Raw genomic sequence first — 12,250 nt, forward strand, 5'->3', positions numbered from 1 at the left:
AATATTACCCCAGCACCGCCGCTTCTTGGAGCACCTCTTCCAGTGCCCGGATGAACTTCTCGTTCTGCTCCTGGCTGCCAACGGTTATGCGGATATGCGTAGGGTAGTACGACCAGCGTGCCCGCGATACGATCCCTCTGCGAAGCAGTCCGTCGAATGCTTGCTGGGAAGGAAGCTTCACATCGAACATGATGAAATTGCCGTGAGGCTCGAAATAGCTGAGGCCAAGACGATCGAATTCAGCCATCATATAAGCAAGCCCTTGGGCGTTGCGCTCCTTACAGCTTTCAATAAACGCCGTATCCGCCACCGCAGCCGTCGCCGCTGCTTGTGCGAAACGAGTCGTGTTGAACGGCTCACGAACCTGATTGATATAATGAATCAAATCCGGATGCCCGACGCCGTAACCGATACGTAGTGCGGCAAGCCCGTAAATTTTGGAGAACGTACGCAGAATAATCACGTTCTTGAATTCGCCAAGGTAGTTGATGCTGTCCGGGTATGATGCGTCCGTCACATACTCCGCATAAGCTTCATCCAGCACGACAATAACACTCGAAGGCACCGCGCGGATGAATTCTTCCAGCTCGTCCTTGCCTACAATTGTACCGGTTGGATTATTCGGGTTGCAGATCCATACGATCTTGGTTTTCTCGTTCACTTTAGCCAGCATGGCCGGCAAATCATGCTTCCCGTCCTTAAGCGGCACTTCGATGCAGGTTGCGCCTTCGATCTCGGCATTGTGCTTGTACTGCGGGAACGTTTCATCAGCCATAATCGTTTCGTCGCCTGGCACCAAATAAGCGCGTGCAAGCATGAGAATAACTTCGTCGGAGCCTGCTCCGAACACAAGCTGCTTACGATCCACCTGCAAATAATCCGCTACGGCGGCCGCAAGCGCCGTGCTGAAGCTATCGGGATAGATACTCGTATTGGCAATCTCCGCTTGAATGGCAGCCTTCGCCTGTTCGGAGCATCCGAACGGATTTTCGTTGGACGCCAATTTAATGACCTCCGTCAAGCCGAGCTCGCGTTTCACTTCTTCAACCGGTTTACCGGGTTGGTATACGGGCAAATGTACGATACTGTTTTTTGGTTGCATTCCATTGTCACCTCGTCATAATGGGCTGTTCTTCGTAAAAACCTACGATAAACATTGTCTCATATCTTGTCTGCGTTTTAAAGTGTTTTCCCCTTCATCCTACGAAAGAAACAAGCCCTCCTGAAGGCAGCTGCCAACAGAAGGGCTCTATTAGTGGATGAAGAGTCCTGTATATACGTAAGATGCTTGCTGCTTAACCTTTCAGGCTGCTGACGAATGCCTTGATCTGCGCCAGGCCTTCCTGCTTCGTGCTCTCCGTTAACAGCAGCGGAAGGACTTCCTCGATCTTGCGAACGATAGCACTGCCGACGATCACGCCATCGCTCTGTTTGGCGAACCGCTCAACCTGCTCCCTGCTCGATATGCCAAACCCGACTGCAATCGGCGTATTGGTCGCCCCTCGAACGGTGGACAGAAACTCATCAATGCCCTGATGAAAGTCGGAACGAACGCCGGTTACGCCAAGTGAAGATACGCAATACACGAAGCCGCGCGCCTTGCCTGCAATGCGGGTGACGCGGTCGTTCGACGTTGGCGCGACTAGAGGAATGAGGTGAATGTCAGCCGCCTCGGCCAATTGACGCACTTCCTCGTCTTCTTCAATAGGAAGGTCAGGGATGATAAGGCCGCTGATCCCTTTTTCCGTTATATGCTTGAAGAAAGGCTCCAGCCCGAACTGTAGAACCGGATTATAGTATGTGAATAAGATGAAGGGCAGCTTAACTCCCGCTTGGCGTGCATCCTCTGCCACTTGTATACAATCGACAATGGAAATCTTATTCTTCAATGCCCGCTCGGAGGCACGTTGAATGACAGGTCCGTCAGCCAGCGGGTCGGAATACGGCACGCCCAGCTCGATCATGTCGGCGCCCGCTTCCTCCAAGGCCTGAATGATCTCCACAGAGGTAGCCAGATCAGGGTCGCCAATCGTCAGGAACGGAATAAGCGCACTCTCCCCCTTACTCCTTAGCTGTTCAAAAGCGGCATCAATGCGATTCATGTCCGGTTCCCTCCAAATAGCCCATAATGGCCTGTACGTCTTTATCGCCGCGGCCGGATAGGCTCACTACGACGATCTGATCCTTACCCAGCGTTGGCGCCAGCTTCATCACTTGAGCGATGGCATGTGCGGATTCCAATGCCGGAATAATGCCTTCCGTCTTGGAAAGCAGCTGCAGTGCCTCAAGCGCTTCAGCGTCGGTAATCGGTACGTATTGCGCCCGGTCCGTATCCTTCAAATAGGCGTGCTCCGGTCCGATGCCAGGATAGTCCAGCCCTGCCGATATCGAATGGGCCGGCTGTACTTGTCCATAATCATCCTGCAGCACATAGCTCAGAGAACCTTGGAAGACCCCATGGCGACCCTTGGTCATCGTCGCCGCATGCTCATCGGTCTCCACGCCTTTGCCCGCCGCCTCAACGCCGACCATACGCACGGACTCGTCGCCGATGAACGGGTAGAACATGCCGATGGCATTGCTGCCGCCGCCGACCGCAGCGACCACGTAATCCGGAAGCCGGCCGGCTTCCTTCATAATTTGCTCGCGCGACTCATCTCCGATAATACGCTGAAAATCGCGGACGATCATCGGATATGGATGCGGGCCTGTGACCGAACCCAGAATATAGTACGTATCATTCACATTGCTGACCCAGTAACGCAGCGTTTCATTACAAGCATCCTTAAGTGTACGGGTACCGGACAGTACCGGTACGACCTCCGCGCCGAGCAGCTTCATCCGGAATACGTTCAGCTCTTGACGCTTCGTATCCTCTTCACCCATAAATACTTTGCACTCCAGCCCTAACAGAGCTGCAATCGTTGCCGAAGCGACACCATGCTGGCCAGCGCCCGTCTCGGCAATAATCTTCGTCTTTCCCATCCGTTTGGCGAGAACGCCTTGGCCGATCGTGTTATTGATTTTGTGTGCACCGGTATGGTTCAAATCTTCGCGTTTCAAATAAATCTGAGCACCGCCCAAATGGTTCGATAACCGTTCCGCATGATAAAGCGAAGTTGGTCTTCCCGAATATTTATGAAGCAAATAACGTACTTCAGCAATAAACGCCGGATCTTTGGAATAATGGCGGTAAGCCTCTTCCAATTCTAGCAGCGCGTTCATCAGTGTTTCCGGCACATAACGTCCTCCGAATTTACCGAAACGCCCATTCTCGTCTGGAACTTGATTCATATGTGTTTCACCCTTTTCACGAATTGTTTGATCTTCTCCGTATCTTTGCTGCCATCCGTTTCAACACCGCTGGATACATCGACGCCATCTGCTGGATGCGCATCGAGCAGCTCCCTAATGTTATGAGGAGAGAGGCCGCCCGCTACATACAAGGGGACGCCGATCGATTTAGCCGCTTCGGCATAATCCTCGATCACATGCCACGCGAAGGTCTGACCGGTTCCTCCACCCGCCGTATCGATCAGCGCGGCATCTACTGTCCCCCGATAGGCATTCAATCGGCTGGAAGGAGATACCGATCCGTCGTCATTCGCCGAGACGGAAAAAACTTTCCATACCTCAACACCAATCTCCCGCTTGATCGCTCCGCACAGCTCTGGAGATTCGCTTCCATGAAGCTGGATCACATCCAGCGGTGCTTGGCTCAGCAGCTCACGGAGATCCGCAAGATTGCATCCGACGAATACACCGACCGTTCGAGGAGTCTGTCCGGATGGGGTGCTGAGCTTCTTTACTTCATCAATCAGTGAACCTGCTTGTTCCGGTGTTACCTGCCGCCGGCTCTTCGCGAATACAAAGCCGATTTCGTCCACAGGCAGTCCGTCCATCGCTCGTATCGTCGCGATATCCTGAAGTCCGCAGATCTTAACCCGGACATCTGTCCGTTCCTGCTGCGAGCTGCCGCCGCTCAAGAGACGGTTACCCGGCCCATGAGCTGATCGACCGCTTCCCTAACATCAGGTTGACGCATAAAATGCTCGCCGACAAGCACGCCTTTTGCCCCGACGGATTGCACGTACGCGATGTCCTCCGGCTTCGATATCGCACTCTCGCTAATGACGGTAATCCCCTGCGGTACCAGGTTGATCAGGGACTCCGTCGTGGTCAAATCTGTGGCGAATGTCTGCAAATTCCGATTATTGATTCCGATTAGGGTCGCTTTATCCAGTTCCAGCACGGTCTCCATCTCTACGCGATCGTGAACCTCAACCAGAACATCCAAGCCCAGCGATTTTGCGATATCATAAAGCTCCGACAGCTCCGACTGCCTCAGAATAGCGGCAATCAGCAGGACGGCATCTGCGCCGATTTCCCTAGCTTCATAGATTTGACGGTAGTCGATAATAAAATCTTTGCGAAGCAGGGGAACCTTCACCGCTTCCCGTATGGCGCTTAAGTAAGCATTGGAGCCTTGAAAATAATCCACATCGGTCAGCACCGAAATGCAGTCCGCTCCTGCCGAAGCATATGTCTGTGCCAATTTCACCGGATGAAAATCCGGCCGAATGAGCCCTTTGGATGGCGAAGCCTTCTTTACTTCGGCGATGAGGCCGACAGGACGCTTGCGGTCAGTTGTAATGGCCCGTTCAAAGCCAAGGCATCCGGGCATTCCGGCAATGCGCTTTTCTGCGTCATTCAACGAGAAGCGTCCTGAGAGATCGGCGACCTCGTTTCGTTTGGTGGCTACAATCTTATCAAGAAACATGGGCTACCTCTCCTGTCGTTTCAATCAATTTACTCAGCTTCTCAGCCGCTCTACCGGAATCGATCACAGCCGAGGCTATGTCTACGCCATCCCGCAGTGAAGCGGCTGCGCCGCCCACATAGATGCATGCGCCTGCATTCGCCAGCACGATTTCACGGTAGGCTCCCCTCTCTTCTCCGTTGAAGATGCGGCGAATGATCTGTGCATTCACGGAGGCATCCCCGCCAATCACTTCGGACAAGGAACACATGCTTAAGCCAATGGCTTCCGGCGTGATGTCGTAGGTTCTTACGACCCCATCCTGCAGCTCGGAGATTTGGGTCGGGGCCGAAATGCTGATCTCGTCCAGCCCATCATGGCTGCTGACGACCATGGCGCGTTTGAGGCCCAGCTCGCCGAGCACTTCCGCGACTGTCTCTGTCCGCGTACGATCATAGAGACCAAGGAGCTGACGATCCGCACCTGCCGGATTCGTCAATGGCCCCAGCATATTGAATATAGTCCGGATTCCGATTTCCCGTCGCGGACCGGTCGCATGCTTCAGCGAAGGATGGTAGAGCTGAGCGAACATGAAACAGATCCCGATCGATTCCAGGCAGTTGGCCGCTTGCTCTGCGGACAGTGTAATATTCACGCCGAGCGCTTCCAATACGTCTGCGCTTCCCGCCTTACCGGACATTGCTCGATTGCCGTGCTTAGCCACGCGAACGCCGGCTGCCGAAGCGATCATCGCGGAAGCCGTCGAGATATTAAATTTATGAATGCCGGATCCGCCTGTTCCGCAAGTATCCAACAGCCCTTCCTGCTTCGCAATGACACGGTTCGAATGTTCGCGCATCGACTCGGCAAACCCCGTAATTTCGTCCTTGGTCTCGCCTTTCATGCGAAGAGCCGTAATGACGGCTCCGATCTGTGCGCTTGTCGCTTCTCCGCTCATGATGATCCCCATGACCGAACGCGCTTCGTCACGGGTCAGATCCTTCCCGCTCATGATTGAAGCCAGTGCTCCCTGCATCGTCATCGTTTCGTATATCATCTCCGCTCATCCTCTCGCGTTTGCATAATAATCGACGTTAATCATGTTAACGCCCCGCTTCTGCGGTGCAAAAACAATTTCGGCAGCCCGTATCGCTTTGAGCATGGCCATGCCCTTGTTCACGGTTTCGGTATATTCGTTCTCCGGAACGGAATCCCATACGATGCCCGCTCCCGCTTGAACATACGCTTTCCCATGCTTGAAGATGATGGTCCGAATCGTGATGCATGTGTTCAAGCTGCCGCCGAATCCGAGGTAACCAATGGCACCGGCATAGGCGCCGCGCGCCTCGTTCTCCAGCTCCGCGATAATCTCCATCGCCCTCAGCTTAGGTGCCCCGGATACCGTGCCTGCCGGCATGCAGGATACGAAGGCGTCGAAGAAGTCTTTATCCTCGCGCAGCTTGCCCGACACATTAGAAACGATGTGCATGACATGGGAGTAACGTTCGATCTCCATATACGCGTCGCAATGGACCGAACCAAATTCCGCCACACGGCCGATGTCGTTACGTCCCAGATCCACGAGCATCAGATGCTCCGCACGCTCCTTCTCATCAGCTAGCAGCTCCAGCTCCAATGCATAATCTTCATCAGGGGTCTTGCCTCGAGGCCGCGTCCCCGCTATCGGACGGGTTTCCACCCGGTCACCATCAACCTTCACAAGCGCCTCTGGAGAAGTACCCACGATTACCTCGTCGTCCATTTTCAAGTAATACATGTACGGCGATGGATTCATCGTCCGCAGTACGCGATAGACATGGAGCGGATCAACTTCCGTTTCAATGTTGAACCGCTGCGATAATACCACTTGAAAAATATCGCCCGCCCGGATATATTCCTTCGCTTGATCCACATTGGACAAAAACTGCTCCTTCGTCACGTTGGAGCAAACTTCCCCAAGGTCCGGGTCTGTAGGTACGGCGCCGCCTGCCATGAGTGAGGTCGGCATCGGCTGCTGCAGCCGCTCAATGTTCTCTTCGATCCGGGCAATCGTTCGGTTGTACGCAGCTTCGATATCCGGATCCGAAGCGCCTTCCTTGATATGCACGTTACCGATCACTTGAATCTGCTGTTTAAAATGATCGAACACGATGATTTGATCGCAAAACATAAACTGCAAATCATTCATGTTCAAATCGTCGACGCGATGCGCGGGCAGCTTCTCGTAATATTGAAGCAAATCATATCCGAAGAACCCGATTGCCCCCCCTGTAAAGGACGGTAAATTGGCAATGGATGGGCTGCGGTACGAACGGAGGTGAGCTTTAAGCAGTTCAATCGGCTTGTCACGAAGTACGCGTTTCTCACCGTGCTGTTCAATGACCATTTCCCCATCTTGGCCCCGTATGAGCATGAATGGGTCGGTGCCGATATAGGAATAACGCGCCCATTTGACTCCGCCTTCCACGCTCTCTAGCAGAAAGGCGTGACGCTCGCGGGAGAAATGTTGAAACAATCGAATCGGCGTCTCCGTGTCTGCCATGACATGACGCACGACCGGAATTAGATTATAGCTCCCCGCTAACCGAAGAACCTGCTGCAGCTCGTTATTCATGCCTACCCACTCCTCTTATCGGATCAATAAAATAAAAAAAACTCCCGCCGAGGCAGGAGTGTTCGTGTTAAAAGATAGAAGAAGAGTGCCGACAAAGAGATCGGATTCAACAGCAAGCTCAAAACTACCGTCATCGGCCTCAATAGGCAGAACAAACGGCAGGTGCCCGCACCTGGTTCCGTCTTCTCGTTACTTACGCTCGGCTCAGCTAATCTGGGCTCATCTCATCTCTAATCACAAACGCTACATTCTCGGCTCATCTCTAAAACGGTTCAATAAGTATGACAACACTATACACTAGCACGGTCGAATTCGTCAACCGTCCGTTCTTAACGAATCTGTAAAGACATTTATGTCTTGCCAGTATGCGGTTAAACTATGCTTTCGCCAGATCCGGCCGAAGCGCTTGCGCGTGACCCAAGTAGATATGCTCAATATCCTTTTGCGATTTCTCGGTGTTGACCAGCACCATCAATCGTATGCATTTTTCGAGGCTGCCTTTGACAGGCACCTCCAACGCGCACATTAGCGGAACCAGCTCCCAGCCCTCCATCGAACGGATGGCACGCGCAGGGAACGTCGCGTCCAGATCGTTGGTTACCGTAACAAGCACGCTGCAGATATCGTCCGGCAGGATGGCATTGGCTTTCACGATATCATGGAGCAATTCTGCCGTTGCTTGTAAAATCGGTTGTTCTTCATTGACGTCCACGGTAATGGCGCCTCGTATTCCTCGAACACTCATGCGTCTATGCCTCCTGTTTCATTTGTTCTACGATTTCGCGTACAAGCGATGCGGAGACGGAATGATTGATTTCGACTCGGCCAATCGCTACGGGTACGATAAACGTCATAGAACCCTCTTGAAATTTCTTGTCATGCTTCATAGCATCCATAATCAGGTCCGTATCCAGATCCACCGGCAATCTGACCGGTAATCCGACTCTTGATAGGACATGCTTGGTCACCGTGTACACCTGCTCGGATGCCCCCAGCTTCACAGCCAAGCGGGCCGCACCGACCATGCCGATCGAAATCGCCTCGCCGTGGAGCAGCTGCTTGTATCCGGCTACAGCTTCGAGAGCATGACCGATGGTATGTCCGAGATTCAGGATCGCCCTCAGGTCATTCTCGCGTTCGTCCTTGGATACGACGGCAGCTTTGACGCTGCAGCCTTTATATAAAGCATAGCCCAGCGCTTCGGGGTCCAGTGCCAGCAGCCGCTCCGCGTTCTCATCGCACCATGCTACAAAATCCGCATCCCAAATGAGGCCGTGCTTCACAACCTCAGAGAGACCTGCGCTCACTTCCCGTTTAGGCAGTGTCTGCAGCGTGTTCAGATCATAGAGAACCATCTCCGGCTGATGAAAGGCGCCGATGATGTTCTTGGCTAGCGGATGATTCACCGCCACCTTGCCTCCAACGCTGCTGTCATGCGCGAGAATCGTGGTCGGCACTTGGACGAATTTAATGCCGCGCATATAAGAGGCCGCGACGAACCCGGCCAAGTCCCCGACGACGCCGCCGCCAAGGGCGACAATCGTCGATTTGCGGTCGAGCCCCGCCTGCAGCGCATGCGTGACCAGCTCTTGGAAGACAGTCAGTGACTTTGAGCTCTCTCCAGCAGGCACAATAGCGGTGCTGACGGTGAATCCCGCTTGTTTCAGGCTGGATTCTAAGTGTGCGAGATGATTTCCGGCTGCTATGTTCTCATCGGTTACAATCAGGATCGGCGATTTCAAGCTGATTCCGTGCTCGGCAAATCGTTTACCTGCTTGATCGATCAAGCCCTCGCCGATATAGATCGGATAAGAGCGTTCTCCCATATCAACAGTAAGTACCCTTGGCTCTCCCATTAGTACTGCTCCAGCTGTTTCAAGTAGTTGTTGTAATTAGCGTGGATCTCCTCCATGGAATCCCCGCCGAATTTCTCAAGGAATGCCTTCGCAACTTCCCAAGTTACCACATGCTCCATTACGACGCTCGCTGCCGGTACCGCACAAGCATCGGACCGCTCTACTTGCGCCGTGAACGGCTCCTTCGTGTCGATATCAACGCTTTGCAACGGTTTATACAGCGTTGGGATCGGCTTCATTACGCCGCGCACAACGATCTGCTCACCATTGGTCATACCGCCCTCGAAGCCGCCCAAACGGTTGCTTGCCCGGTAATAGCCGCGCTCCTCCGAATACATAATTTCATCGTGAACCTGCGAGCCGCGCAGTACCCCGGCTTCAAAGCCGATCCCGATCTCACAGCCCTTGAACGCGTTGATCGATACAACAGCCTGTGCGATCCGGCCATCGAGCTTCCGGTCGGCCTGAACATGGCTTCCCAGACCAACAGGAACACCTTCGATAATGCATTCCACGATACCGCCAATGGAGTCGCCATCCGCTTTAATTTGATCGATATAGGCCGTCATTTTCTCTTCGGTTTCCTTATCGACAACCCGAACGACAGATTCTTCCGTCAGGCGGATCAGCTCATCAACCGGAAGATCGTTAGGCGGGGCTTGGATCTCGCCGATGCGAATGACTTGCCCGGCCACTTTAATTCCGAATTCAGCCAAGAATTGGCGCGCTACGGCACCGACTGCGACGCGGGCCGCTGTCTCACGGGCACTGGAACGCTCCAGGACATTGCGCAGATCCTTCAAATTATATTTCAATCCGCCATTCAGATCCGCATGACCTGGGCGCGGGCGGTGAACGCGCCGCTTATCTTCATCGCTGCCTTCGATTGGCTCGATGTTCATCACCGTCGTCCAATGCTTCCAATCATTGTTGGCTACTACCAGTGCAACAGGAGCACCTGTTGTCTTACCATGACGAACGCCGCCGACAATCGCCGCTGTATCTTTCTCAATCTGCATGCGCTTGCCCCGTCCGTGACCCTTCTGCCGGCGCTGCAATTGAAAATTCAATTGTTCAAAGTCAAGTTTCAAGTTGCTCGGCAGCCCTTCGATAATCGCTGTCAGCTGCGGTCCATGAGTCTCTCCTGCTGTTAAATAACGTAAAGTCACGCTAAAGCTCCTCCCAAGCGTTAACGGCAGCGCCAGACTCGCAATGGGGCGGCACCATCCGCTCACGCGGTCGTTTCCATACCTTCCATCCGTTCCTTGCCTTATCCGTCCCACTATGTATAATTGCGTCTAATTATGTGCCCAAACATCTTTGCTCATTATAGTATAGCCTTGCCGGTTTGACAAGGAATTGCAAGCTTTTCCGCCATTCTTGGCTTCTGTGCGCAGCGCCTCCAAACATAGAAAAAAGCTGTCGGACGTGCAAGGCCTCCGCACGTTCGACAGCTCTTAGAATGATTATGCTATCCATTGATCGATTGCTTGCTGCTCTTCGTCTGAGCATCGGCAGCATAATATGGATCACTCATCAGACTTGGTAATTGTCCGCTATCAAGTCCCAATATTTGCGCGCATTCCTGCACGGTTATAAATCCCCGGCGATATGCCGCGATGACCTTCCGTTTATCCATACGCAACCTCCAGATATCTCTAATTACTCATTAGTATCGGAGAAGATGGAAGACCGTATACACCGCGCATTAGATGCAGCGTCGGTAGAAGAACGTTTCAACCGATTCGAGCTCGTATTGGGAAGGACTGAAAATTTGCTCCGTACTGCCAACGAACAGCAGCCCGCCAGGTTTCAGTGCCTTTGAAAATTTGTGATAAAGTTTCTGCTTCGCTTCTTCGGTAAAATAGATCATCACATTGCGGCATACGATTAAATCGAATTGGGTATCGAATGAATCCTGCAGCAGATTCTGCTGCTTGAACGTAATCATCTTCTTCAGCCGATCATCGACCTCGTATAGATCCTGATCCTTCTTAATTAAATATTGACCCAGATAAGCCGCCGGCACATCACGAACCGAGCGTTCATGATATTGTCCCTGCATGGCTTTCTGGAGCACTACGTTATCCAAATCCGTCGCGAGTATCGTCGTTCGATCGAGTATGCCCAGACGCCCCGCAATCATAGCCAGCGTGTAAGGCTCCTCGCCGGTCGAGCAAGCAGCGCTCCACAGCTTCAAGCGTCCTCCGCTCTTCAGCATCTCTGGCAGAAACTTCTGCTCCAGCGTCTCCCAACGGTTTGGATTCCGCCAAAACTCCGACACGTTGATCGTCATGCGATCCAGAAACTCATTGAACAGCTTAGAATCCTGCTGCATCGCGTCCCAATATGCCGCGAAGGAGGTAAAGCCGTACTTCGAGCGGAGCGTCGTAAGCCTCCGCTTCATCTGAGCTTCTTTATACTGCGAAAGATCGATATCGGTTTTCATTTTGATGTGCTTAATAAACTGTTCGAAATCCAGGTCTTCCAACCGAAATCCCTCCGCCGACACATGTTGTCCAATGACTTTCCTTCACGATCGAGCTGAACGACAGTAAATTAAATCCAGCGTTGAATCGTTTGTTCGTAGTCAACCAATTCATTCGGTCCGAAGAAGATGCTGATTTCGCGGCCGGCGCTTTCCGCCGAGTCCGAACCGTGTATGAGGTTGAAATTCGTATGTACGGCATAATCGGAACGGATCGTTCCAGGCGCCGCATCCAGTGCATTCGTCTTCCCGATGAGCGCACGCGATAGCGCAATGACATTGTCTCCCTGCCACACCATCGCAAATACCGGAGAGGCGGTTATAAAATCGACTAGCGGCGGATAGAAATCCTTGCCTACATGCTCTGCGTAGTGACGCTCGGCAATCTCGGGCGTCACCATCATAAACTTCGCGGCAACCAGCTGCAGGCCTTTGCGCTCGAAGCGCGAGATGATCTCGCCGATCAGACCGCGCTGCACACCGTCAGGCTTTACCATTAGAAATGTTCTTTCCATCATCAAAAACCTCCCTGT

The 12,250-nt window shown here is 52.9% G+C and carries 13 protein-coding genes; all 13 read right to left on the minus strand.

The window, feature by feature from the left end:
* Positions 1-4 precede the first annotated feature (4 nt).
* The 13 genes from hisC to ndk all read right to left on the minus strand — a co-directional run bounded on the left by hisC (position 5) and on the right by ndk (position 12,232).
* Positions 5-1,102 (minus strand): histidinol-phosphate transaminase, encoded by a 1,098-nt coding sequence (gene hisC / locus NNL21_RS04795; protein WP_204816283.1) that lies wholly within the window; start codon positions 1,100-1,102, stop codon positions 5-7.
* A 193-nt stretch (positions 1,103-1,295) separates the two neighbouring features.
* Positions 1,296-2,102, minus strand: a complete 807-nt coding sequence (gene trpA, locus NNL21_RS04800) for a tryptophan synthase subunit alpha (protein ID WP_204816284.1) — start codon at positions 2,100-2,102, stop codon at positions 1,296-1,298.
* On the minus strand, positions 2,089-3,294 hold the full coding sequence (gene trpB / locus NNL21_RS04805; protein WP_204816285.1) for a tryptophan synthase subunit beta: 1,206 nt from the start codon (positions 3,292-3,294) through the stop codon (positions 2,089-2,091). Before trpB ends, trpA begins: the two co-directional genes overlap by 14 nt.
* The gene (locus tag NNL21_RS04810) at positions 3,291-3,986 is read right to left on the minus strand and encodes a phosphoribosylanthranilate isomerase (protein WP_256555049.1); all 696 of its coding nucleotides are present in this window, start codon (positions 3,984-3,986) and stop codon (positions 3,291-3,293) included. Before NNL21_RS04810 ends, trpB begins: the two co-directional genes overlap by 4 nt.
* Positions 3,983-4,780 (minus strand): indole-3-glycerol phosphate synthase TrpC, encoded by a 798-nt coding sequence (gene trpC / locus NNL21_RS04815; RefSeq protein WP_204816286.1) that lies wholly within the window; start codon positions 4,778-4,780, stop codon positions 3,983-3,985. Before trpC ends, NNL21_RS04810 begins: the two co-directional genes overlap by 4 nt.
* The gene (gene trpD, locus NNL21_RS04820) at positions 4,770-5,816 is read right to left on the minus strand and encodes an anthranilate phosphoribosyltransferase (protein ID WP_204816287.1); all 1,047 of its coding nucleotides are present in this window, start codon (positions 5,814-5,816) and stop codon (positions 4,770-4,772) included. Before trpD ends, trpC begins: the two co-directional genes overlap by 11 nt.
* Positions 5,817-5,822: 6 nt before the next feature.
* The gene (trpE, locus tag NNL21_RS04825) at positions 5,823-7,373 is read right to left on the minus strand and encodes an anthranilate synthase component I (RefSeq protein ID WP_204816288.1); all 1,551 of its coding nucleotides are present in this window, start codon (positions 7,371-7,373) and stop codon (positions 5,823-5,825) included.
* Between the two features lie 376 nt (positions 7,374-7,749).
* Entirely contained in the window at positions 7,750-8,118 is a 369-nt protein-coding gene (aroH, locus tag NNL21_RS04830; protein ID WP_204816289.1) for a chorismate mutase, read from the minus strand.
* A 4-nt stretch (positions 8,119-8,122) separates the two neighbouring features.
* The gene (gene aroB / locus NNL21_RS04835) at positions 8,123-9,229 is read right to left on the minus strand and encodes a 3-dehydroquinate synthase (protein WP_204816290.1); all 1,107 of its coding nucleotides are present in this window, start codon (positions 9,227-9,229) and stop codon (positions 8,123-8,125) included.
* Positions 9,229-10,398: a chorismate synthase gene (gene aroC / locus NNL21_RS04840; RefSeq protein WP_204816291.1), complete on the minus strand. Its 1,170-nt coding sequence runs from the start codon at positions 10,396-10,398 to the stop codon at positions 9,229-9,231. The genes aroB and aroC overlap by 1 nt, the downstream gene beginning before the upstream one ends.
* Positions 10,399-10,700: 302 nt before the next feature.
* Positions 10,701-10,868 carry a hypothetical protein gene (locus NNL21_RS04845; protein WP_204816292.1) on the minus strand — a complete coding sequence of 56 codons (168 nt, stop codon included), beginning with the start codon at positions 10,866-10,868 and terminating at the stop codon, positions 10,701-10,703.
* Positions 10,869-10,937: 69 nt separating this feature from the next.
* Positions 10,938-11,720, minus strand: a complete 783-nt coding sequence (locus NNL21_RS04850; protein WP_204816293.1) for a CheR family methyltransferase — start codon at positions 11,718-11,720, stop codon at positions 10,938-10,940.
* 68 nt (positions 11,721-11,788) lie between these two features.
* Positions 11,789-12,232: a nucleoside-diphosphate kinase gene (gene ndk, locus NNL21_RS04855; RefSeq protein WP_204816773.1), complete on the minus strand. Its 444-nt coding sequence runs from the start codon at positions 12,230-12,232 to the stop codon at positions 11,789-11,791.
* Positions 12,233-12,250 lie beyond the last annotated feature (18 nt).

Origin of the sequence: Paenibacillus mendelii (assembly GCF_024498075.1) — a bacterium.
GTDB lineage: Bacteria > Bacillota > Bacilli > Paenibacillales > Paenibacillaceae > Paenibacillus_Z > Paenibacillus_Z mendelii.